A 22026-nucleotide genomic window follows, 5' to 3' on the forward strand; every position below is an offset into this window, starting at 1 on the left:
ATCACTTGCCATTCATATCAGCGACACGAGGACGGCCAGCAGGCGGTCGACCTCCTCCGCCGTGTTGTAGACGTGCAGGCTCACCCGCACCGCCCCGTCTCCCTCGCCCGCTCCCGCCTGGCAGAGGCTGTCGGCCCGCACCATGAAGCCGTGGCTGTACAGGATGAATCCGAGGTCGTCGGACGGGATGTCACGGTGCCGGAAGGTCACGATGCCGTGCCGGCGCTGGGAGTCCGGGAGCGCGGAGCCGGCGGCCAGGCTGGCGGGGCAGCCGAGGATCTCGTACGGGCCGAGGCCGCGCAGCCGATCGGTCAGCCGGGTGGCCAGGCCGGTCGTCCAGCGGCCGATCCGGTCGGGGCCGGCCTCGTGCAGCCAGTCGAGTGCTGCCCGCAGGGACACGATGCCCACCGTGTTCGGCGTGCCCTGCCAGCCGCCCGGCCGGAACGTCGGGCCCCGTGTGTTGCGGGCCCACACCACCCCCGTACCGGGAAGGGCCATCGCCTTGTGTCCCGAGAAGACCACGAAGTCGACGTCGAGGGAGGGGTCGTCGAGATGAACGGGCAGATGGCCGACGCTCTGTGCGGCGTCCAGGCAGATCGGAACCCGTGGACCGACCGCCGCGCGGATGCGGTGCACGTTCATGTCGCCGCCGTAGACGTGGTGGACATGGGTGGCGGCCACGAAGCGGGTGCGCGGGCCTACGAGATCCCCGAGGGCGCGGTGGTCGTAGTCGCCGGAGACCTCCTGGTACGGCAGTGCCCGTACGCGCACGTCGATTCCGCGCTCAGCCAGCAGCCGCCCGGTTTCGAGCCAGGGATCCAGGTTGGCGCGGTGGTCGGCGAACGGCACGAGGATCTCGTCTCCGTCGCTCAGGTAGGGGGCGAGCCAGTCGCGGGCGATCGTGCGCAGCCCGTCGGTGGTGCCGCCGGTGAAGTGGACGGCGGAGCGTTCCGGTTCGGGATCGCGGAGGAACTCCTTGACCCGCTCCCGGGTCGATTCCACCAGTCGCGTGGTCCGGTTGGCCCAGGGGTAGGTTCCACGGCCGGCGTTGGCGTTCGATGTCGTCAAGTAGGTCTGGACGGCGTCCAGTACGGCGCGCGGCTTCTGGGACGTCGCCGCGCTGTCCAGGTACGCCAGCTCCGGATGAGCCCCGATGATCGGGAACTGTTCCCTCAACTCCCGTTGCCACAGCGGGTCCGGCGCCTGTTCCGTGTCGGGGAGCGGCTGCTTCGCGCTCATGCGCGCACCAGCGGAGCGCCCGCGTCCCGCCAGGCGACGATTCCGCCGGCCAGGCTCCGGACGTCCGGATGTCCCATCCGGGTCAGCAGGGCGGCGTAACGCAGCGACCTCTCACCGACGGGACAGGCCAGCAGCACGGGCGTCCGCTTGCTGAAGGGAAGCCCGCCCCGGAGCAGGTCCTCGAACAGTTCGTCGACGATGTTGACGGAACCCTCGATCTGCAGAGCGGCGTAGGCGTGCGGGCTGCGCAGGTCGACGACGAGCGGCCGGGGCTCGCCCGCCGCGGTCCAGCGCAGGGCGTCGCCGACATCGATGACGCGGGCCGACGCGTGGACCTCGGCGTCCGTGAGGGCCGAGGCGGAGTTTCCCCGGCGCGTCAGGCCGAGGAGTTCCGGGCGGCGCCTGCGCACATAGCTCAGGTAGCTCTCGGCCCGGTCGCACACGATGAAGACCGCCGTACGGCGTTGCGCGGTGCCCTCCAACTCGGCGTCGACATGCCGGAGATGCCGTACCGCCCCCTGGTACGCGGCGCCGCCGGTCGGTCCTGACAGCAGTCCGCAGCGGCGGATGAGGGTGATCATCCCGTCGATGGCCTCGTCGGAGGTCACCGACTCGACGGTGTCGTAGGTCGCCGGGTCGAACAGGCCGACCTGGTGGACCTCGTCGATCGTGCGGATGCCGGGTATGAAGTCCGACTTGTGGGCGACCAGGCCGAGGACCCGCACCTGCGGGTCGTGCTCGCGCAGGACCCTGGCGACACCGGTCGACGAGCCGGCCGTGCCCACGCAGGCGATGAACCAGTCCGGCACCCGCCCGTCCAGGTCTTTCACTATCTCGGGTCCGGTGCCCGCCGCGTGCGCCTCGACGTTGCGCGGGTTGAAGTACTGGTCGGTGTGCAGATAGGTACTGTCAGGGTCGGAGAGCGCCTGGTGGAAGTGGGTCAGCGGATCGTCCGTGTCGGTCGGGTCGAGGCACTCGCTGCGCCCCGGAAGCTCCTCGATCTCGGCGCCCAGGAGCAGGAGCAGTTCCTTGATCTCGGGGACGCGCATCCGGTTGGTGACGCTCTTGAACTTCAGCCCGTGCAGGCCGGCCAGCAGGGCGAGGGCCTTGGCCGTGTTGCCGCTGGAGAGTTCCACGACCGTACCGTCGCCGCCGGCCGCGGCCTCGACATGAGGTCGGGCCATGTGCCAGGCGGGCCGGTCCTTGACGGATCCGAACGGGTTGAGCATCTCCAGCTTGGCGTAGAGGTCGATGTTGCGCAGTCCGTGCACGGCGGGGTCGATGCGCACCAGCGGTGTGTTGCCGATGGCCTCCGTGATGCTGTCGTACCTCATGCGGGCATTCCCCCCAGGGATGGGATCGGCCAGTAGTCCTCGTCCAGGCACCAGCGCCAGGAGTCACCTCGCCGCTCGACCGCGACCGTTCTCGCGAGCGGCTGTCGCTGCGCGCGGTGCGCGTGGAAGTCCATCGCGTAGCCGGCGGTGTTGGCGAACGCCAGCAGATCGCCCACGCGCGGCAGTTCGGGAAGGTGGACCAGACGGCGGGTGATCAGATCGGCTTCCAGGCACAGGTTGCCGGCGAGGAAGACGCCGACCGGTCCTTCCTCATCCTTGTCCGGCTCCCCGCGCGGCAGCAGCACGGGGTCCACGAGCACGCCGTGCTCCTCGAGGCTCATGTCGCCCGCGTTCATCCCGAGACGGACCAGGTACTGCCCGGAGTCCGTGTCCGCGAGCCGCACGTCCAGCACCCGCGCCAGCGACACCCCGCACTGGTCGACCAGGGCACGACCGGGTTCGATGTACAGGTCGTGGAGGTGTTCCAGGAGGAGGGTGGCCGGCGGCCGGCCGAGGACCGGTGCGGGCTGTGAGAGGAGTTCGTCGAGGTAGTCGGGGCCTGCGGTGGGACGGTGGCCGGGGTACAGCGCCGCGGTCCCGCGCACCGTGCCGCCCTCGTTGCGCAGCCCGTAGCCGTGACCGCGCCAGGTCAGCGGTGGGCGTCGGCCGAGCACCGCCTCGCTCAGCGCGGTCGTCCACTGTTCCCACTCGCCGGCCTCGGCGACGTAGCCGACTCCGAACCCGCCGCCGATGTCGACGACACGTGGTGCCAGGCCACGTGCCCGGCACTCGTCCATGAACAGCACGCACTGTTCCAGGGCCCGGACCTTCTCGTCCACGCCGGTGGTGTCCAGGTGGTAGGCGACACCGGTCATCCCGACGGCGTCCGCGTTCCGTACGAGAGCCGACAGCAGCGCCTCCGCGTCCCGCAGCGGGATGCCGAAACGGCTGCGCCGCGACAGCAGCCGTGTGCCCGCCGCTCCCCCGGGACCGGCGGAGGACTCGAATCCGGACAGGCGCAGCAGTACGGTGGCCCGGCCGAGACCCTGTGCACGCACCAGGCCGGCGAGCTGTTCCAGCTCGCTGATCGAGTCCAGGTTCACCGTCGCCCCCACCCGGGCCGCCAGCCACAGGAACTCCGTGTCCTTGGGGCCGGTGGCCATGATCCGGTCACCGGTGAATCCGCAGCTCAGTGCGTGCCGTAGTTCCTCCAGCGAGGCGACGTCGACACCGACGGCGGCCACGTCCTCCGCCGCCAGTCTCCGCAGCAGCGCGCTGGAACGATTCGCCTTGTGTGCGAAGTACACGCGCCCGGCGAGATGGTGGCGGCGGTGCACGGCACGGAAGCGCGCGGCGTTCTCGGCGATGACCTCGGGGAGCAGCACGTTGAGCGGAGACCCCAGCGCGTCGACGAGCGAGTGCAGAAACGGTCCGGCCCCCAGCAGCGAGGCGAGCGGCGGATCCACCCGCGGCCTGAGATACAAGGGCGCGTCCATGTGAGGCCCCTCCCCTGTTCGGCCGACCGTCGCCGCGACAACCGTTCGGGAATAGTCGTTTCCACCTACACGCGCCGCTAAGCCTCACCTGCCGTGGCTGGAACGGCGCCATCGAGCTGTCCTGCCGTAACGACCGGTGCACCGGACTCGCGGCCGGGCTGCTTCAGGCGGTCACCGAAGACGCCCCCTACGGCCGCTCCTGGCTGCTCACCTTGGGTCCGGTCGACCCGCGCCATGTCCTTCCTGCCGGCGGCAGGGCTGGACCCAGGTCACCCACCCCTCCCCCGGCGGAAAGGGCATCGCCGTCTTCCTCGCCCCGCGGCATCCGGCACTCGCCGACGCGCCCGTGCCGCCGTGACAGGAGATCCACTCAGGCTTTCAGGAAAACGACGGGGAGGCCGGGGTCACATTGCGGGAGAGGGCAAGATCACAGCCAAGTTCTGTGCATCTCCCTAGTCCCGGTGACCTAGCATCCGAGCATGACGGTCCTGTCCGACGACGGCCTTGAACTGGCCGGCGAATTCCCTGATGTTCCCCACGAGCAGTGGCAGCGCCTTGTGGCGGGTGTCCTGCGCAAGTCGGGCAAGGACGTCGAGGGCTCAGAAGCCGAGCACGCCCTGTCCACGAAGCTGGAGGACGGGTTGCGCACCCGGCCCCTCTACTCCGCGCGCGACGCCGCGCCCGAGCCCGGCTTCCCCGGGTTCGCGCCTTTCGTCCGCGGCGGGCGGGCCGAGGGGAACACGGTCGGCGGCTGGGACATCCGGCAGCGGCACACGGCGGCCGACAGCGGCGCGGTGCTCGCGGATCTGGAGAACGGCGTCACCTCCCTCTGGTTGACCCTCGGGGAGGGCGGCATCCCCGTGCCGGCGCTCGGCGAGGTCCTCGACGGCGTCTATCTCGACCTGGCACCCGTCGTCCTGGACGCGGGACCGGACGTCGAGCCCGCCGCACGGGCGTTGCTGCGGCTCTACGAGGAGCATGGCGTCGCCAAGGACGCGGCGCGCGGCAATCTGGGCGCGGATCCGCTCGGCCACGAGGCGCGTACCGGGCAGCGGTCCGACTTCGCGGCGGCGGCCGATCTGGCGCGGCTGTGTGCGGAGCAGTACCCCGGACTGCGGGCACTGACCGTGGACGCGCTGCCGTACCACGAGGCCGGTGGCTCGGCCGCCCAGGAGCTGGGCTGCTCGCTGGCCACCGCGGTGGCGTACCTGCGGGAGCTGACGGATACCGGACTGAGCGTCGAACAGGCTTGTGCGCAGCTCGAGTTCCGGTACGCGGCGACCGCCGACCAGTTCCTCACGATCGCCAAGCTGCGGGCCGCGCGCCGCCTGTGGGCGAAGGTGGCCGAGGTCTGCGGAGCCCCGCGCGCGGGCGCGCAGCTCCAGCACGTGGTGACCTCGTCGGTGATGCTGACGCGCCGCGACCCGTGGGTGAACATGCTGCGCACGACGATCGCCACGCTGGCCGCCGGGGTCGGCGGGGCCGACTCGGTCACCGTCCTGCCCTTCGACCACGCGCTCGGCATGCCGGACGCGTTCGCGCGGCGCATCGCCCGCAACACTTCGACGATCCTCGTCGAGGAGTCGCATCTGTCCCGGGTGATCGACCCCGCGGGCGGTTCCTGGTACGTGGAGCGGCTCACCGACGAACTGGCGCACGCGGGCTGGGAGCACTTCCGGTCCATCGAGCGGGCCGGCGGGCAGGCGGCCGCCCTGCGTTCGGGGCACCTCGGGCAGGAGCTGGCCGCCACCTGGCAGGCGCGCACCGACAAGCTGGCCAAGCGCCGCGAACCCATCACCGGCGTCAGCGAGTTCCCGCACCTCGCGGAGAAACCGGTCGTCCGCGAGAGCGCACCCGAGCCCCCGGCAGGTGGCCTGCCGCGTGTACGCCGCGACGAGGCGTACGAGGCGCTGAGGGCCCGTTCCGACGCCCACCTCGCCGCGACCGGCTCCCGGCCCCGGATCTTCCTCGCCGCGATCGGCCCGGCCGCCGCCCACACGGCACGGCTCACCTTCGCCTCGAACCTCTTCCAGGCCGGCGGCATCGAACCGGTCACCGACGGCACCTTCACGGACAGCGGAGCCACTGAGGTCTGCCTGTGCTCCAGCGACGCCCTGTACGAGGAGCAGGCGCCGCTGGTGGCGGCGGAGCTGAAGTCGTCGGGCGCGTCGCACGTGTTCCTCGCCGGGCGCCCCGGGCAGTACCCCGGTGTCGACGCGTACATCTTCGCCGGCTGCGATGCCGTGGCCGTGCTGTCCTCCACCCTCGACCGTATGGGAGTGTCGTGATGGGAATCCCGGACTTCTCCAGGATCGAGCTGGGGACCCCGGCCCGCGACGGCGGTGACGGCGAGTGGCACACGGCGTTCAAGAAGGCGGCCGGCGGGGACGACCTGCTCTGGAGGACCCCCGAGGGCATCCCGGTCAAGCCGCTCTACACCGGCCGCGACCTGGAGGGCCTGGACTTCCTGGGCACCTATCCGGGCGTCGCGCCGTACCTGCGCGGCCCGTACCCGACGATGTACGTCAACCAGCCGTGGACGATCCGCCAGTACGCGGGCTTCTCCACCGCCGAGGAGTCCAACGCCTTCTACCGGCGCAACCTGGCAGCCGGCCAGAAGGGCCTGTCGGTCGCCTTCGACCTGCCCACGCACCGCGGCTACGACAGCGACCACCCGCGGGTGACCGGTGACGTCGGCATGGCGGGCGTGGCCATCGACTCCATCTACGACATGCGTCAGCTCTTCGACGGCATCCCGCTGGACAGGATGACGGTGTCGATGACCATGAACGGCGCCGTGCTGCCCATCCTCGCCCTGTACATCGTGGCGGCGGAGGAACAGGGCGTGCCGCCAGAGAAGCTGGCCGGGACCATTCAGAACGACATCCTCAAGGAGTTCATGGTCCGCAACACCTACATCTATCCGCCGAAGCCGTCGATGCGGATCATCTCCGACATCTTCGCGTACACCTCTCAGCGGATGCCCCGCTACAACTCCATCTCCATCTCCGGTTACCACATACAGGAAGCGGGCGCCACGGCCGACCTGGAGCTGGCGTACACCCTCGCCGACGGCGTGGAGTACATCCGGGCGGGCCGGGACGCGGGCCTGGACGTGGACGCGTTCGCGCCGCGGCTGTCGTTCTTCTGGGCGATCGGCATGAACTTCTTCATGGAGATCGCCAAGCTGCGGGCGGCGCGGCTGCTGTGGGCCAAGCTGGTCAGGCAGTTCGACCCGCAGAACGCCAAGTCCCTTTCGCTGCGGACCCATTCGCAGACCTCGGGCTGGTCACTGACCGCGCAGGACGTCTTCAACAACGTCATGCGCACCTGTGTGGAGGCGATGGCGGCGACCCAGGGCCACACCCAGTCGCTGCACACCAACGCCCTCGACGAGGCCCTCGCGCTGCCCACCGACTTCTCGGCCCGCATTGCCCGCAACACCCAGTTGCTGATCCAGCAGGAGTCCGGCACCACCCGGGTCATCGACCCGTGGGGCGGCAGCGCCTACGTGGAGAAGCTGACCTACGATCTCGCCCGCCGGTCCTGGCAGCACATCCAGGAGGTCGAGCAGGCGGGCGGCATGGCGCAGGCCATCGACGCGGGCATCCCGAAGCTGCGTGTCGAGGAGGCCGCGGCCCGCACCCAGGCCCGGATCGACTCCGGGCGCCAGCCGGTCATCGGCGTCAACAAGTACCGCGTCGACAGCGACGAGCAGATCGAGGTCCTCAAGGTCGACAACTCCTCCGTACGCGCCCAGCAGATCGCCAAGCTGCGGCGGCTGCGCGAGGAGCGCGACGAGGCCGTGTGCCAGGGGGCGCTGGACGCGCTCACGCGGGCCGCCGCGGGCGACGGCAACCTGCTGGAGCTGGCCGTGCACGCGGCCCGTGCCAAGGCGACCGTCGGAGAGATCTCCGACGCCCTGGAGAAGGTGTACGGCCGGCACTCGGGGCAGATCCGTACGATCTCCGGTGTGTACCGCAACGAAGCCGGCGAGTCCCCGTCCGTGGACCGCACGCGCACCCTGGTGTCCTCCTTCGAGGAGGCCGAGGGCCGCCGTCCGCGCATCCTGGTCGCCAAGATGGGCCAGGACGGCCACGACCGCGGCCAGAAGGTGATCGCCACCGCCTTCGCCGACCTCGGCTTCGACGTGGACGTCGGTCCGCTGTTCCAGACCCCGGCCGAGGTGGCCCGCCAGGCCGTCGAGGCGGACGTGCACATCGTCGGCGTCTCCTCGCTGGCCGCCGGTCATCTCACACTCGTACCGGCGCTGCGCGAGCAGCTCGCCGAGGAAGGGCGCGAGGACATCGTGATCGTGGTCGGCGGGGTGATTCCGCCGCAGGACGTGCCCACGCTGCTGGAGATGGGCGCGACGGCCGTCTTCCCGCCCGGGACGGTGATCCCGGACGCCGCGTACGACCTGGTGAAACGGTTGTCGGCCGACCTCGGGCACGACCTCTGACGACCATGGCCATCCACCTCGACACCTATGTGAAGGGCGTTCTCGACGGGAAGCGCGCCATCGTCGCGCGGGCCATCACACTCGTCGAGTCCACCCGCCCCCAGCACCGGGTGCTGGCCCAGGAACTGCTGACCGAGCTGCTCCCGCACAGCGGCCGGGCCCGGCGGATCGGCGTCAGCGGGGTGCCCGGCGTGGGCAAGTCGACGTTCATCGACGCGTTCGGCACCATGCTGACCTCGCTCGGGCACCGGGTGGCCGTGCTCGCCGTGGACCCGTCCTCCAGCCGTACGGGCGGCTCCATCCTCGGCGACAAGACACGCATGGAGCGGCTGGCCGTGGACCCGGCGGCCTTCGTCCGCCCCTCCCCCAGCGCGGGCACGCTGGGCGGGGTCGCGAAGGCGACCCGGGAGTCGATCGTGGTGATGGAGGCGGCCGGCTACGACGTGATCCTGGTGGAGACGGTCGGCGTCGGCCAGTCCGAGACCGCGGTCGCGAACATGGTCGACTCCTTCCTGCTGCTCACCCTGGCCCGCACCGGCGACCAGTTGCAGGGCATCAAGAAGGGCGTCCTGGAACTGGCCGACGTGATCGCCGTCAACAAGGCGGACGGCCCGCACGAACGCGACGCCCTCGCCGCCGCACGGGAGTTGGCGGGCGCGCTGCGGCTGATGCACGGCAAGGACGCGGTCTGGACCCCGCCCGTGCTGAGTTGCAGCGCCCGGGAGTCGAGCGGCCTGGATGTGGTCTGGGAACGCCTGGAGAAGCACCGCACCCTGCTGGACTCGACCGGACGTCTCGCCGCCAAGCGCCGTGAACAGCAGGTCGACTGGACCTGGAACATGGTCCGCGACGAACTCCTCAGCCGTCTGCACGCCGACCCGGCGGTACGGGCTCTCGCGCCTGCCCTCGAACAGCGGGTCAGAGACGGCGAGTTGACGCCTACGCTGGCCGCTGAGCGCATCCTTGGAGCGCTCGGGAGCCCTGGGACGGAAACAGCCTGAGCACCCGGATTTCGGGAGCGGTATCCGTGTCCGGTCGAGATCAAGGGCGGACAGAACCCTCCTGGTCGGGCTGTTCCCGGGTGGTGGCGGCCCAGGAGGCGAGCAGGCACAGGGCGTCGTGCTCGGGTGTGCCGGATTCGGCGCTGTAGGCGGTCAGGGTCAAGCCGGGGTGCGCCGGCATTTCCATGGCGTCGAAGTCGAGGGTGATCTCGCCGACGGCCGGGTGGCGGAAGGACTTGCGGCCGGTGTGGTGCAGGCGCACGTTGTGCTTGGCCCAGGCGGCGCGGAACTCGTCGCTGCGTGTGACCAGTTCGCCGATCAGACCGGTCAGCTCCGCATCCCCCGGGGCGCGGCCGGCTTCGGTGCGCAGCAGGGACACGGTGGTGTTGACCGAGGCGGCCCAGTCGGGGAAGAAGCTGCGGCTGGTGGAGTCGAGGAACTGGAAGCGGGCGATGTTCACCGGGCGGGAGGCCGCGGTGGTGAACAGGGGGCGTGGAGGGCGCGCCCGAGCGGGTTGACGGCGAGGATGTCCAGGCGGCCGTTGCGGATGAAGGCCGGTGAGCCGGTCATGGAGTCAAGGACGCGCCTGAGACTGGCCGGGACGGGCTCCTTGGACCTGCGGGCGGCCCGGCGCGGTGGGCGCCGGCGCTGGGCGGCGGCGCTGGGCGGCGGCGCTGGGCGGCGGCGCTGGGCGGCGGCGCTGGGCGGCGGCGCTGGGCGGCGGCGCTGGGCGGCGGCGCTGGGCGGCGGCGCTGGGCGGCGGCGCTGGGCGGCGGCCAGATCGTGCAGGTGGGCCCGTTCGGCCTCGTCCAGTCGCAGGGCCCGGCACACGGCGTCGAGGACCTCCTCGGAGGCACCGGCGAGCCGTCCGCGCTCCAGGCGGACGTAGTAGTCGATGCTGACACCGGCCAGCAGGGCGACCTCCTCGCGGCGCAGTCCGGGCACCCATGCGGCTTCCGCCGCCGAAAGCGGGCAGGCCGGCCTGCTGCGGGGTGATCTTCGCGCGTCGGGTGGCGAGGAACTCACGGATCTCGTGGGCGGTGTCCATGCCACCCAGGCTAAGCGGGGTGCAGCAGAGCTGGGGGTTCTGTCAGTACCTGTCACGGCAGTACCTTCCCCAGGCCTGTGAGCTGCGGTTTCCTCAATGGTGACAGCGGATGCGGTCCAAGCCGCGGGTCGTGGGAACCCGCCCGGTCGGCGTGCGTCACGCAGCTGAAGATGACCGCCGACGAGGGGACCGCCTGACAGCCCCTGTCGCCCCCGTTTGATCAAGGAAAGCAGCCGTGGAACACATCACCTCCACCCCCACCGCCAAGGCTCCGGCCGAGCGCTTCACCGGCGACGTCTACCTCAACGCGATCGAGACGCCCTCCGAGCCCGCCCGCCTGGCCGCCGCCCTGGTGCGCTTCACCCCCGGCGCCCGCACCAACTGGCACGCCCACGCCAAGGGCCAGACCCTCTACGTCACCGACGGCGTCGGTCTGGTCGGCACCCGCGACGGCAACGTCGTGCGGGCCGGCGCCGGCCAGACGGTCAAGTGCCCGGCCGGTGAGGAGCACTGGCACGGCGCCACCGACACCACCCTCATGGCCCACATCGCCATGCTCGTCGGCGACGAGAGCGGCGACGGCACCACCTGGCTGGAACCCGTCACCGACGAGCAGTACGCCAAAGCCATGGTCACCGTCGCCCGCTGACCCTCTCACCCCCTTGGGCCGCCCTGGCAGGGCATCGGCCCCCGAGAAACAGAAAGGCCCTTCCGTCATGCGTGGAGCCGTCCTTTACGCTCCCGGAGACGTCCGCTTCGAGGAGCGCACCGACCCCGGCATCGAGAACCCGACCGACGCCGTCATCCGCACCGTCGCCACCTGCGTCTGCGGCTCGGACCTGTGGGACTACCGCGGCATCAACCCGGTCGAGCAGCCCGCCCCGTTCGGCCACGAGTACGTCGGCATCGAGGAAGTCGGCGGCGACGTGAAGAACGTCGAGGTCGGCCAGTTCGTCGTCGGCTCGTTCTTCGCCTCCGACAACACCTGCCCGAACTGCAGGAACGGGTACCAGACCAACTGCCTGCACCGGGAGTTCGTCGGCGCAGGCGGCTGCCAGGCCGAGAGGATACGCATCCCCCCGCTGGCCGACGGAACCCTCGTCGCCACGCTCGAGGTGCCCGACGAGACGTACGTGCCGAGCCTGCTCGCCTGCTCCGACGTGATGGGCACCGGCTGGTACGCGGCCAGGGCCGCCGAGGTGGGGCCCGGTGACACCGTCGCCGTGGTCGGTGACGGCGCGGTCGGCCTGTGCGCCGTGATCGCCGCGAGGGAACTGGGCGCCGAGCGGATCATCGCCATGTCCCGGCACGAGCCCCGTCAGAGGCTGGCCCGTGAGTTCGGCGCGACCGACATCGTCGCCGAGCGCGGCGAGGAGGGCGTGGCCCGGATCAAGGAGATGACCGGCGGGATCGGCACCGACCGCGTACTGGAGTGCGTGGGCAACGAGCAGTCGATGCAGCAGGCCCTCAACTCCACCCGGCCCGGCGGTAACGTCGGCTTCGTCGGCGTGCCCCACGGCGTCTCCCTCGACGGCGCGCAGCTCTTCTACTCCCAGGTCGGCGTGCGCGGCGGCCCCGCCCCGGTGCGCGCGTACCTGCCCGACCTGATCGACCGCGTCCTCACCGGCCGGATCGACCCGGGCAAGGTCTTCGACCTGAAGCTGCCCCTGTCCGAAGTGGCCGAAGGCTACAAGGCCATGGACGAACGCCGCGCCATCAAAACCCTGCTCATGCCCTGACCTGCCCGGTCACAACCCGGCCCCTGCTGCTGCGGCTGCTCAATCAGCAAGTCGGCAAGTAGACTGAGGTTGTGTGAGCAGACCCGCAGGGTGTCGTCAGAAGGGCCCTGTCAGGTGATCCGCCCCAGACTCCAGACCGCCTCGGGCCGTCCAGACAGCGGAAGCGCGAAGAAAACAGCGGCCCCGTTCACAGCTTCAAGCACCAACGCGCTGTCCGCCGCGCGGTCCAAGAAGGAATTGACGATGCACACGTGGAAGAACCACCGCCCCTTACGCGCGGGGTTCCACTGGCAGCCCACTTGGAGTCTGTCTCCGTACAGCGTCCACGCCCCGAGCCCGTACTCGAGAAGCTTGGCGGAGACAGAAACGGGGTTCGCCGATCACGCCGATCCGGGATTCGAAGAGAACGTCGCGCTGCTGGGCCGTGACGGCCGCCGGCCTGTCGAGCACCTGGACATCCTCCTCAGCCCTGACCGCCTTCACCGGCCGTCCCCCTTGACGCTCAGCCTGCCCACGGGGGAACTCCTGGCGAGCGCTCAACCCGACTGGCGGGCACCCCAACTGCACGGCTGCGCTCTGCACACCGGCGAACTCTCCGTCGGAGAAACCTCCGAGGGCCGCCGCATCACGTGGACGCCGGCCACCCTCCTCCTCATCGAGGACATCCCCCGTACGTCGCTCGATTCGCTGCCCGCGGACTCCTTCAGCGTCGTCCGCTCCGACGACAGCGACCCTGCGGACGCGCTGCGCCGGCAGGCGTTCGCCCTCCTCGGCACCCGGTATCACAGTGACATTCCCCCCGCGCCCGATGACGCCTTTCCCTCCGAACCGGGATGGGAGAACTCCAGGGGATACGAGCAGGTGGCGACCGACTACCCGGGACTCTCCAGCGCCGCTGAGGTCTTCATGGACGAACAGCGGTCAACCCTGATCGTTCGTCGTTTCGGATACGACGGCCGGGGCACCGAGTACGCCCTCTCCCTCACCCGCGAGCGCGCCGACCTGGTCGACCGCATGGTTGAGGAGTACGGGCACTCCCTCACCGCCTACGCGAGCGTCGGCGCCGGTCAGGACGCGGCACGAGCGCTCAAGTCCACCTCCTGGACTCCGGCGGCCCTGCGGCTACTGCTCCCCGTCCTGCATGTCGAGGACGCCGACGACGCCGCTCACCTGACCGTGCGCTCCGCCGAGGAGTGGCTCCGGGACGGCTGGGATCTGCGGACGCCGAACAACGCTCATGCGTTGCTCCAGAACGCCGATCCTCGTCAGAGCTGGCGGGCTTCGGAGGCGGCGGCGCTCGCCGCGGCGGGAATCTCGGCCGACCGGGCCCACGAGCTGCGGTCGGCGGGCTGCCGCTCGGTGGAGACGGCTGTCGGCGCTCATGCACGTCGCCCGACTGCCGCGGCAAGGCAGGCACGGGAGTTGGTGGAGTCTTCACAGACTCCGGTGCCGGATGAGATCAGCACGCAACTCGCCCAGGCACAGGAACACCATGCGCGTGAGGTCGAGACGTGGCGCCGTGATCACCGGCGAAGCTGCGGTCCCGAGGGCTGGGGGGTGTGGGCAAGCCTGACACACCACACCTTCAGCCTGAGAGACGGCTCCGTACGCTCGCTCTGGGACGTCACGAACGGATGGTGGGCCATCAGCGACGAAGGCGAGGAAGGGCAGAGCTGCTGCCTCTTCACCGACGAACACGGGGCAAGGGATTCCTGGCAGTCGACGCTCTCGGCTCTTCAGGAGTACGAGCAGGAGCTGCTCCAGGAGCACCACGGGGTGCAACGGCTCGGACCATCCGACGTGAGCGGGAACGAAGTCAGCTAACGGCGTCATCGGGTCCGATGGGACGCTGAGTAGGGTGGTCGCCATGACCAGGACAGGGGAGCAAAGTTCAGAGCTCGATCCTGCGGACAGTGGCGTGGAGGACGCAGCACTGCTCATCCTGGAGTGGCTCGGCGAGCGAGGCGTGGGGGCCATGATCCGCGTCGATGCGGAGCGTTGGCGAGAAGGCCGGCCAGCGTGGACCTTTGCTGCCAGCGGTGGCCCGTTGACGAGTGGCTTGAGAACCGACGGCACCTCGGTCGCCGAATGCATGGACAGGGCCTTGCTTCGACTGCGTGAGGCCGGGCTGGCCGTACCGTTCTGAGTGCGAGCTTCGTAGCTGCCTGGAACTACGCGAACGCGATCGCTGATACGAGGAGTCCGGGGACGTGAGCCCGGCCTCTGCCTGATCCTCTGCTCCGACGGAAGGGGGCACTGGACCAGCACCAAGGACCCGCCCGAGACGGGCGGACCGGTGGAACTGGCTGATCGTCGCGGCCCACACTCAGCTCCGTCTCGCCCGGCCGCTGGTCGCGGACATCCGCCGCCCCTGGGAGAAGCCGACCGAGTCCGGCCGGCTCACCCTCGGACGGGTCCGCCGGGGGTTCAAGAACCTCCGGCCGAACTTGCCCTGTTCGGCAAAACTAGCTCAGGCCGGGCGGAGTTGACCGATGGTCTGCTCAGTCGACCACACGGCGCTGGCCAGGTAGCGGAAGTTGATGAGGGCGGCCAGATATCCGTCGCCCTCGGGCAGCCGGGGGCCGGCGGTGGCGTCGCGGACGACGACGACCTCGAATCCCTGCTCGAGCAGCTCCCGGAGGTGCCCCTCGGTGCACAGGTTGGCCGCCATCCCGGCAAGGATCACCTGCGAGATACCGCGCTTGCGCAGTTGGAGGACGAGGTCGTTCGACTCCGGCCCCACGATCTTGTGCGGGGAAGCGATGACGGTCTTCCCATCCAGGATGTACTCCTTGTACTCCGGCAGGAAGTCCGCGCCGGAGTCGGTGAAGCCGTCGAGGGTGAGCGGACCGGTACGGCTGAACATGCCGACGCCGTGCATGAACTGCTCGATCGGATCGTTGAACTGCCACTGCTCGTCGCTGGGATAGAAGTAGTGCGGCGACACGGCGACCGTGATGCCCGCCTCCTTCGCGGAGGCGAGAAGCCGGCCGATGTGGCCGACGGTGCCGTTCTCCGTGATGCTGTCGCCGAAGACGGACCAGGTAGCGCCCTTCGGGCTCAGGAAGTCGATCTGTGGGTCGGTGATGACCAGCGCCGCACGCGCGAGGTCAAGTGTGAACCCGCTTCCAGGAAGTGCGGGGTCGGCAGGCTCGGCGTAGATGCTGCTGTCGGACATGAGAGGGGGTGCTCCTCACGAGGGGGGTAGCTGACGACTCGATAATAAGTGACCAGTCGTCTTTTTATAAAGTCAGAGCACCGCCATCTCCGGCCCACCAGCCGTCCGTTACTTCACCGAAGGAGCCGGCACCCCGAGGAGACGCGGCAAGGCCACAGTCGCGAACCTGTCGTACGCGTCGCGTCGCTGCCCGATGCGCCCTTGCATGACGGCCCCCTCCCACGCCTCGACGATGACGAAGGCTAGTTCCTCCGGAGACGCGTCACCGGGGAGGTCACCATCGGCCTGGGCCTCGCGGAGGCACGCGGCGATCAAGCCGGTCCACCGGTCCATGATGTGGTCCAGCTTCTCCCTGACCTCCGCGCTGTGGTCGGCCAGTTCGAGAGACATGTTGCCGACGAGGCAGCCCAACGCGAAGTCGCGCCGCGCGTTCTGGTCCGTCATGGCCAGGAAGAACGCGGTGACACGGTCGACCGGAGGCCGGGACGCGTCTCGCAGATGGAAGCCGAAGCCCCGGTCGATGGACGCCCAGTAGTGCTCGAGCACCGCGACCGCGAAGTCTTCCTTGCTGGCGAAGTAGCTGTAGAACGATCCCTTCGGAACACCGGCACTGTCGGTGATCTCCTTGATGCCGCACCCGTTGAAGCCGTTCGTGTGGATGAGCTCGAGCCCCGCGGCAAGGAGGCGTTCACGGACGTGCGGATTGGCTGGTCGCGGCATCCTTCGACAATAACCGAACGGTCAGCTGTCGCAGCCTGTCGCACTCGGCCGCCCTTCGGGCAGATGTTCCTCGGCCCACTTCCCGAGCTCCAGCAGGGCGGGCTCCAGCGCGGCCCCGGATTCCGTCAGCCGGTACGAGACGCGCAGCGGCGGCCCCTCTTCGACCTCACGCACCACGAGTCCCGCGGCGCCGAGCTCGGCCAGCCGGTCGGAGAGCATGCGCTCGCTGATGCCGGGGACGGCCCGCCGCAGGTCGGCGAAATGCGCGGGCTGCTCGACCAGGACGGCCACGATCGGGCCGGTCCAGCGCTTCCCGAGCAACTGGAAGACACGGGTGATGCCCGCACCCACCCGCTTGCACGCACCCGCGTCATGGCTCCGCTCGACCGTCATACCCCCAGGATACTGGGCCGTCGCAAGGAGGTGAAAAAAAGTAAGTTCCTATGCTAACTATAGTCGCATACGAAAACTTGGCAGGTTGAGCGGCTGTCGACCCGGCTGCCCGCCACTGCCGCTGATTGGAGTTCCTCGTGGCCACACTGCTGCACATCGATTCGTCCGTGTTCCCCGCGCCCGCCTCCGCCTCCCGTGCGGTGACGAGCGCCTTCCGCGAGGCCTGGCAGGAGCAGCACCCGGAGGGCACGGTGATCTACCGCGACCTCTCCACCAGCTCCGTGCCGCACATCACGGCCGACGCCCACAGCGCCGGGTTCGTCGAACCCGCCGCTCACACCCCCGAGCAGGCCGCCGCCTTCGCCGAGCGTCTGCGGCTGATCGAGGAGTTGGAGCGCGCGGACGCGGTACTGATCGGCGCACCGATGTACAACTACGCGATCCCCTCGACCCTCAAGGCCTGGCTGGACAACGTCATCCTCTTCGGCCGCACCGCGGGCGAGAGCCCCTCCGCCCAGGGCACGCCGGTCACCATCGTGGCCAGTCGCGGCGGTTCCTACGCTCCGGGTACGCCGAAGGAGTCGTACGAGTACGTACAGAACTACCTGACGGCAGTCCTCTCCGACATGCTCGGGCTCGACCTGGAGTTCATCGTGCCGGAGCTCACGATGGCCCCGCACAACCCGGCCATGGCCGAACTGGTCCCGCTGTTCGAGTCGTCCCGCGAGCGCGCGCTGCAGGACGCGGCCACCAGGGCGAAGAGCCTCGCCGAACGCTTCGCCGCATGACAGCGGTCCGACCCAGGAGTTCGGCCAACTCCGGCTGACGGGCAGGCCGGGCCGCCTGACGGCACCCGGCCTTCCTCACGAGCTCTTCAGCAGCACGAGGCGGCAGGGAAAGGGATGCCCAGGGGAAAGGGATGCCCGTCCCCCGCACACCCTCAACCGCTGTCACCCGGCGACTCGTTGCCGTCGCCGGGCATCGAGATCGCATGTGCGTCCATGAGCTTGTCCACGGCCGCCGCGACCACCTCCGGGCTGGAGACCATCGTCAGGTGCCGGGCGTCCGGGATGAGCGTCGGAGGGGGTGCGCCGATGCGTCGGGCCGTCTGGTACGGCGTCTGCCGGGTGAACACGTCATCCTGTGCCCCGAACACCACTGCCTTGGGCAGGTCGAGCCCGGCGAGCCGCGCCACCCGGCCGGCGGGCAGACCCGGCACACCTTCGGCCAGCATGCTCCACAGAGCGCCCTCCGCGCCCGGCACCCGGAGCGGGCGTCGCCATTGATCCAGACCGGCGGCGTCCAGCGGCGGGCAGGCAGGCCCGCACTGCGCGTCGTACAGGCCGCGGATCACGGCGTCGATGCCGAGCCCGAGGCGCAGCAGGCTGGTGCGGTAGGGGTCGATCAGCACGTACTTGAAGGCCCGCGGCGGACCGGCGCCCGTGTCGAGGGCGTCGCCGTCGAGCAGCATCACGCCCCCCGTCCGGCCAGGAGCGCGCAGCGCGGCCTCGGCAACCACGGCGGCTCCGCTGGAGTGCCCTACCAGCAGCGGCCGCTCGCCGGGGTCGCCGAGGTGCATGGCGTCGAGGAATCCCAGCAACTGCCGGGTGAAATGGTCGACGGTGTACGGGCCGCGGCGTTCGCTGTATCCGTCGCCGGTCAGGTCGAGCGCGTACACCCGGTGATTGCGGGCGAGCGACGGGGCCAGGCGCGACCAGGTGTCCACGGACTCGAAGGCACCGTGCACCAGGACGACCGGTGAGCCCGCCGCGCCCCAGGTCTGGTAGCGCGTCCGGACGTCTGCGGCCTGCACGTACCTGAGTCCCGTTGGAGGCGCGGCGCGCCCGGCGGTGAAGCCGTTGTAGGCGAACGAGGCCGCTGTGACGGCCATCAGCACGACGGCAGAGCCCAGCGCGACGCGCCGCGACCACCGCCGCAGCCGTGAACGGCGCGGCCGGGGCGCGTGATCGGCGGGGGGCGCCGGCGCGGTGGCCGGAAGGGCGTCGCCTCTGTGGAGATCAGCTGTCACACGCCACAGGATTGTCCACCGGCACGACCGTGGTCGTCCTGCGGAAGGAGTCATTGTGGCTACTGCGCCGGTTGTAGGGCGCTCGGTCGGCACGCCGCGCGACTGCCCGGCCGGTCGATACGCCGGCCGGGCCGTTCACACGGCCGCCGGGGCGGCCTGCTCGGTCTACCGGTAGAAGACGGCCACGCCTCCATGGTGTGAGCAGGCGCCCTGATGGTGGGCGGCGTAGGAGTAGGTGCCGTCGTTGCACATAGCGGTGGCGCCGTTTCCGGCGCTGCTGGACCCGCCCGAGGAGCCCGAGCCGCCGCTCCCCGACGAGCCGCCGGACGAACCGCCGCTGCTTCCCGAACCTGCCGCGGCTCTTGCGGTGACGGTCACCTTCACCTTGACGGTCTCCGTCGCCGTCGCAGTCACCGTCGGTGCCGGCGACGGGGCCGCGGTCTCCGTGGCGGTGGCTGTCGCGGTGACGGTGGCCGTCGGAAGCACCTTCGCGGCGACCGGCTTCGCCGTGTCACTGTCCTGCCCGCCGGCGCCCGCGCCCATCCCGATGAAGAAGGCGAGGCCCATCGCGGGCAGTACGTAGCGCTTCCGTGCCCACTTGGGGGCGGGCCGGGCAGCAGGGTACGGCGGAATGGTGTACGGATTGGTCATAGGTCCCCCAGAACGCGTTGGCAGCGCAGGCCGTGGCGTCGGCCGTGTCATGTGGCGTGCTGCTCGGTGTGGCGGTTGCCCGTTCGTCACGTCGGCTGTGAGCCGCCGGGGCTCCGCCGCCACAACGCAGCGAGGTCAGATCATGCCACAAGTGCATCACGGAATATGCACACTTCATTCACATGCTCCATGTGGCTGCCGCAACGGCTCACGTCCGAGTTGGAACGGCAGCGCGCTTTGCGTGCCGTCCAGATGGAGCGCTGACTCCAGGGGCGGTTTGAACACGCTCCAGGCGTAGGCCTGGCCGATGGACAGGTGGACCGACAGAGCGGCGGGCGGAATCAGCCAGCGGCTCCATCCCGGGGGAGCAACAGGAGCACTCATGATCCCGGACGGTACGAATCCCGTGCCTTGTTGATCACCATCCGGTCGACCGTGTGCGGTAAGCGGCATTCCTCGTGCGACGAACGGTCGTACTCTCAGGCTCCCCGGCCGGGGCCGCCGCCCCTCAGCTCGGGGAGCCGGGTCCTGGCGGGATGTGAACGGTCATGATCAGGTGGCAGGTGCCGGTGCCCGAGCCGCGGTAGGTGTGGGTGGTGTCGCCATCGAAGGTGGCGGTCTGTCCGGCTTCGACGGTGTGCTCGGTGCCGTCGACGACCAGTGTCATCCGGCCGGACGTGACGCTGACCGTTTCCACGACGCCGGCCTGGTGCGGGTGGCTGGGGTACTCCTCGCCGGGCTCCAGTTTCCAGCGCCAGACCTCGACCGGAGCCGGCCCCGAGGTGGTCAGCATGAGCCGGGCCTCGCCGCCCCGCTCCCCGGCCCACAGGGGCATGACGGCGTCGGCGGACATCACGCGGACGCGGCCTTCGGCCGGTCCCTCCATCAGCGCGGACACCGAGATGCCGAGGGTGTCGGCGAGGCGGACCAGGGTGGCGAAGTTCGGGTTTCCCTGGGCCTTCTCCAGCCCGACCAGGGCACCCTTGCTGACCTTGGCCCGGCGGCCCAGCTCGTCCAGCGACAGGCCCGCACGGGTGCGTGCGGCTCTGACGTTGTGCGCGAGCGTGCGCAGGGCTGCTTCGGCCTCGGGCACCTGATCACCATCCTGACGAGTGGAGCACTTCAATGAACCGTCCGGTCATTTGGTTGACAGGAGGCGGTCGTTTCATTGTACGGTCGGGTCGTTCCAATGTGAAAGTTAGGGAAGTGCCGTGTTCGCTCTGCTGCTGGCCCTGGGCAGCTCTCTCGCCTACGGATGCGCCGATTTCCTCGGTGGCCTCGGCGCCCGCAAGGCGCATGTGCTGCGCACCGTGCTGGTCGCAGCCCCGGCCAGTCTCGCCGTAGAACTGCTGCTGTGGCCCGTCCTGGGCGCCTCGTTCACCTGGGCAGGCGTCGGGTGGGGCGCGGCCTCCGGGGTCGCGTCGGCCGCCGCGTTCGCCCTGCTGTACAAGACCCTCGCGATCGGCCCGATGAACGTGCTCTCGCCGCTGACGGCGCTGGTGTCCGCCGCACTGCCGGTCACGGTCGGGCTGCTCCAGGGCGAGCGCCTTGGTGTGGCGGGCCTCGTGGGTCTGCCGCTGGCGCTGGTGGCCGTGGTCATGGTGAGCGCCGGGCACGGGGCACGCTCGTCACGTCCGTCGCGGACGGCTCTGCTGCTGGCCTTCGGGGCGGGCGCCGCCATCGCCCTTCAGCTCGTCTTCCTGCACCAGACGCCCTCCGACAGCGGCGTGGCCCCACTGATCATCGGCAGAGCGGTCTCCTCGGCCGTCACCCTGGCCGCGGCCGCGGTGATGCGCCGCCGACTGGGCCCGGAGAGGCCCGCCTACGCGATCTCCGCGACCGCGGGCGTACTGGACTCGCTCGCCAACCTGCTGTTCCTGCTCGCCGCCCGCAGCGGCGACCTCACCGTCGTCGCGGTGATCACCGCCCTGTACCCGGCCGGCACGGTCCTGCTCGCCCGCGGCGTGCTCGCCGAACGCATCCACCGCGGCCAGCTCGTGGGCCTGGGCACCGCCGCCGTCGCGGTCGGCCTTCTCGCCCTCACCTGACCAACTGCCCTCCCCCTCAAGGAGAACCACATGTTCATCCAGCCCTGGGACGCCTCCCTGGACGACACCGAATGGCAGACCTGGATCGCCGACGGCCACGACTTCGGCCAGCTCAGCGTCAACGGCCTGCCCGGCCAGGCGCCCGTCGTCGTCCCCACCCACTTCACCACCGACAACGGCCGACTGCTGGTCCACCTCGCCCGGCCCAACCCGGTCTGGAAGGCCATCGAGCACGACCCGAACGTCACCTTCACCGTCATCGGCGACTACGCCTTCGTCCCCGGCCCCTGGCGCGCCAAGCCCGGCATCCCGCCCACCGACGGCGTCCCCACCAGCTACTACGCGGCCGTCCAGTTCACCTGCCGCGCCCGCATCGTCGACGACCCCGAGGCCAAGGCCGACCTGCTGCGCCGCCAGATGGCCCACTTCCAGCCCGACGGCGAACACGCCCCCATCGATGTCGACCAGCCGCCGTACGGGCGGATGCTGCCCGGCATCCGCGGGCTGCGCCTTGAGGTCACCGAGGTGCGGGCCAAGTTCAAGTACGACGACCACAAGCCCGTCGAGCACCGCACCGCCGTCGCCGGCCACCTCACCGAGCGCGGCCAGGGCCTGGACGTGCCCACGGCGCGCCAGCAGTTGCGCCGCCTGGACCATATCGGCCCCTGGAAGCCCTGACCCCCAGCGG

General features: G+C 70.2%; 19 protein-coding genes and 3 pseudogenes. 11 read left to right on the forward strand and 11 right to left on the reverse strand.

Going from position 1 to position 22026, the window contains the following annotated elements:
- Window positions 1-12 precede the first annotated feature (12 nt).
- From OIE49_RS01815 to OIE49_RS01825, 3 genes are read right to left on the reverse strand one after another with little or no spacing between them, the layout of a single operon-like run.
- The gene (locus OIE49_RS01815) at window positions 13-1239 is read right to left on the reverse strand and encodes an aminotransferase class V-fold PLP-dependent enzyme (RefSeq protein ID WP_326800739.1); all 1227 of its coding nucleotides are present in this window, start codon (window positions 1237-1239) and stop codon (window positions 13-15) included.
- Complete coding sequence (locus tag OIE49_RS01820; protein WP_326800740.1) at window positions 1236-2573, reverse strand: pyridoxal-phosphate dependent enzyme; 1338 nt, start codon at window positions 2571-2573, stop codon at window positions 1236-1238. The genes OIE49_RS01815 and OIE49_RS01820 overlap by 4 nt, the downstream gene beginning before the upstream one ends.
- Window positions 2570-4069, reverse strand: a complete 1500-nt coding sequence (locus tag OIE49_RS01825; RefSeq protein ID WP_326800741.1) for a Y4yA family PLP-dependent enzyme — start codon at window positions 4067-4069, stop codon at window positions 2570-2572. The genes OIE49_RS01820 and OIE49_RS01825 overlap by 4 nt, the downstream gene beginning before the upstream one ends.
- Window positions 4070-4548: 479 nt before the next feature.
- On the opposite strand from OIE49_RS01825, the gene OIE49_RS01830 reads away from it, so the two are divergent.
- Genes OIE49_RS01830 through meaB form a run of 3 tightly spaced genes read left to right on the forward strand, consistent with a single transcriptional unit; the run spans window position 4549 to window position 9532 of the window.
- Complete coding sequence (locus OIE49_RS01830; protein ID WP_326800742.1) at window positions 4549-6357, forward strand: methylmalonyl-CoA mutase subunit beta; 1809 nt, start codon at window positions 4549-4551, stop codon at window positions 6355-6357.
- Entirely contained in the window at window positions 6357-8531 is a 2175-nt protein-coding gene (scpA, locus tag OIE49_RS01835; protein ID WP_100568721.1) for a methylmalonyl-CoA mutase, read from the forward strand. Before OIE49_RS01830 ends, scpA begins: the two co-directional genes overlap by 1 nt.
- A gap of 5 nt (window positions 8532-8536) precedes the next feature.
- The gene (gene meaB / locus OIE49_RS01840) at window positions 8537-9532 is read left to right on the forward strand and encodes a methylmalonyl Co-A mutase-associated GTPase MeaB (protein ID WP_326800743.1); all 996 of its coding nucleotides are present in this window, start codon (window positions 8537-8539) and stop codon (window positions 9530-9532) included.
- Window positions 9533-9572: 40 nt separating this feature from the next.
- Here meaB and OIE49_RS01845 read toward each other — a convergent pair.
- Window positions 9573-10580 (reverse strand): annotated as a pseudogene (locus OIE49_RS01845) (helix-turn-helix transcriptional regulator).
- A 235-nt stretch (window positions 10581-10815) separates the two neighbouring features.
- Between OIE49_RS01845 and OIE49_RS01850 the strand changes: the two are divergent.
- The 5 genes and pseudogenes from OIE49_RS01850 to OIE49_RS01870 form a co-directional block, all read left to right on the forward strand.
- Window positions 10816-11229, forward strand: a complete 414-nt coding sequence (locus tag OIE49_RS01850) for a (R)-mandelonitrile lyase (RefSeq protein WP_326800744.1) — start codon at window positions 10816-10818, stop codon at window positions 11227-11229.
- Window positions 11230-11296: 67 nt separating this feature from the next.
- Complete coding sequence (locus tag OIE49_RS01855; RefSeq protein WP_326800745.1) at window positions 11297-12319, forward strand: zinc-dependent alcohol dehydrogenase family protein; 1023 nt, start codon at window positions 11297-11299, stop codon at window positions 12317-12319.
- A gap of 351 nt (window positions 12320-12670) precedes the next feature.
- A complete protein-coding gene (locus OIE49_RS01860; protein ID WP_326800746.1) occupies window positions 12671-14143 on the forward strand; it encodes a hypothetical protein in 1473 nt (490 codons plus the stop codon).
- A gap of 43 nt (window positions 14144-14186) precedes the next feature.
- Window positions 14187-14465, forward strand: coding sequence for a hypothetical protein (locus tag OIE49_RS01865; RefSeq protein ID WP_326800747.1), 279 nt, complete (start codon window positions 14187-14189; stop codon window positions 14463-14465).
- 97 nt (window positions 14466-14562) lie between these two features.
- A pseudogene (locus OIE49_RS01870) lies at window positions 14563-14793 on the forward strand (NF041680 family putative transposase); the annotation flags it as partial.
- On the opposite strand, the gene OIE49_RS01875 reads toward OIE49_RS01870, so the two are convergent.
- From OIE49_RS01875 to OIE49_RS01885, 3 genes are all read right to left on the reverse strand, one after another.
- On the reverse strand, window positions 14790-15497 hold the full coding sequence (locus OIE49_RS01875) for a cysteine hydrolase (RefSeq protein ID WP_326800748.1): 708 nt from the start codon (window positions 15495-15497) through the stop codon (window positions 14790-14792). The pseudogene OIE49_RS01870 and the gene OIE49_RS01875 sit on opposite strands and share 4 nt — an antisense overlap.
- Window positions 15498-15605: 108 nt before the next feature.
- Window positions 15606-16217, reverse strand: a complete 612-nt coding sequence (locus OIE49_RS01880; RefSeq protein WP_326800749.1) for a TetR/AcrR family transcriptional regulator — start codon at window positions 16215-16217, stop codon at window positions 15606-15608.
- 21 nt (window positions 16218-16238) lie between these two features.
- Complete coding sequence (locus tag OIE49_RS01885) at window positions 16239-16610, reverse strand: winged helix-turn-helix transcriptional regulator (protein WP_326800750.1); 372 nt, start codon at window positions 16608-16610, stop codon at window positions 16239-16241.
- Window positions 16611-16747: 137 nt separating this feature from the next.
- On the opposite strand from OIE49_RS01885, the gene OIE49_RS01890 reads away from it, so the two are divergent.
- On the forward strand, window positions 16748-17398 hold the full coding sequence (locus OIE49_RS01890) for an FMN-dependent NADH-azoreductase (protein WP_326800751.1): 651 nt from the start codon (window positions 16748-16750) through the stop codon (window positions 17396-17398).
- Between the two features lie 152 nt (window positions 17399-17550).
- On the opposite strand, the gene OIE49_RS01895 is transcribed toward OIE49_RS01890, so the two are convergent.
- From OIE49_RS01895 to OIE49_RS01910, 4 genes and pseudogenes are all read right to left on the reverse strand, one after another.
- Entirely contained in the window at window positions 17551-18501 is a 951-nt protein-coding gene (locus tag OIE49_RS01895; RefSeq protein ID WP_326800752.1) for an alpha/beta fold hydrolase, read from the reverse strand.
- Between the two features lie 303 nt (window positions 18502-18804).
- Window positions 18805-19290, reverse strand: a complete 486-nt coding sequence (locus tag OIE49_RS01900) for a DUF3761 domain-containing protein (protein ID WP_326800753.1) — start codon at window positions 19288-19290, stop codon at window positions 18805-18807.
- 213 nt (window positions 19291-19503) lie between these two features.
- Window positions 19504-19674 (reverse strand): annotated as a pseudogene (locus tag OIE49_RS01905) (MFS transporter); the annotation flags it as partial.
- 124 nt (window positions 19675-19798) lie between these two features.
- On the reverse strand, window positions 19799-20383 hold the full coding sequence (locus OIE49_RS01910; RefSeq protein WP_326800754.1) for a helix-turn-helix domain-containing protein: 585 nt from the start codon (window positions 20381-20383) through the stop codon (window positions 19799-19801).
- 118 nt (window positions 20384-20501) lie between these two features.
- On the opposite strand from OIE49_RS01910, the gene OIE49_RS01915 reads away from it, so the two are divergent.
- The gene (locus OIE49_RS01915; protein ID WP_326800755.1) at window positions 20502-21338 is read left to right on the forward strand and encodes an EamA family transporter; all 837 of its coding nucleotides are present in this window, start codon (window positions 20502-20504) and stop codon (window positions 21336-21338) included.
- A gap of 30 nt (window positions 21339-21368) precedes the next feature.
- Window positions 21369-22016: an FMN-binding negative transcriptional regulator gene (locus OIE49_RS01920; RefSeq protein ID WP_326800756.1), complete on the forward strand. Its 648-nt coding sequence runs from the start codon at window positions 21369-21371 to the stop codon at window positions 22014-22016.
- Window positions 22017-22026 lie beyond the last annotated feature (10 nt).

It is taken from the genome of Streptomyces sp. NBC_01788 (genome assembly GCF_035917575.1).
GTDB lineage: Bacteria > Actinomycetota > Actinomycetes > Streptomycetales > Streptomycetaceae > Streptomyces.

Bases quoted from the DNA above. Each gene is read 5' to 3' on its own strand.
- OIE49_RS01895 (WP_326800752.1), bottom strand. From the start codon at position 18,501: ATGGCCGTCACAGCGGCCTCGTTCGCCTACAACGGCTTCACCGCCGGG.
- OIE49_RS01815 (WP_326800739.1), bottom strand. From the start codon at position 1,239: ATGAGCGCGAAGCAGCCGCTCCCCGACACGGAACAGGCGCCGGACCCG.
- OIE49_RS01880 (WP_326800749.1), bottom strand. From the start codon at position 16,217: ATGCCGCGACCAGCCAATCCGCACGTCCGTGAACGCCTCCTTGCCGCG.
- meaB (WP_326800743.1), top strand. From the start codon at position 8,537: ATGGCCATCCACCTCGACACCTATGTGAAGGGCGTTCTCGACGGGAAG.
- OIE49_RS01885 (WP_326800750.1), bottom strand. From the start codon at position 16,610: ATGACGGTCGAGCGGAGCCATGACGCGGGTGCGTGCAAGCGGGTGGGT.
- scpA (WP_100568721.1), top strand. From the start codon at position 6,357: ATGGGAATCCCGGACTTCTCCAGGATCGAGCTGGGGACCCCGGCCCGC.
- OIE49_RS01820 (WP_326800740.1), bottom strand. From the start codon at position 2,573: ATGAGGTACGACAGCATCACGGAGGCCATCGGCAACACACCGCTGGTG.
- OIE49_RS01875 (WP_326800748.1), bottom strand. From the start codon at position 15,497: ATGTCCGACAGCAGCATCTACGCCGAGCCTGCCGACCCCGCACTTCCT.
- OIE49_RS01825 (WP_326800741.1), bottom strand. From the start codon at position 4,069: ATGGACGCGCCCTTGTATCTCAGGCCGCGGGTGGATCCGCCGCTCGCC.
- OIE49_RS01920 (WP_326800756.1), top strand. From the start codon at position 21,369: ATGTTCATCCAGCCCTGGGACGCCTCCCTGGACGACACCGAATGGCAG.
- OIE49_RS01900 (WP_326800753.1), bottom strand. From the start codon at position 19,290: ATGACCAATCCGTACACCATTCCGCCGTACCCTGCTGCCCGGCCCGCC.
- OIE49_RS01855 (WP_326800745.1), top strand. From the start codon at position 11,297: ATGCGTGGAGCCGTCCTTTACGCTCCCGGAGACGTCCGCTTCGAGGAG.
- OIE49_RS01865 (WP_326800747.1), top strand. From the start codon at position 14,187: ATGACCAGGACAGGGGAGCAAAGTTCAGAGCTCGATCCTGCGGACAGT.
- OIE49_RS01830 (WP_326800742.1), top strand. From the start codon at position 4,549: ATGACGGTCCTGTCCGACGACGGCCTTGAACTGGCCGGCGAATTCCCT.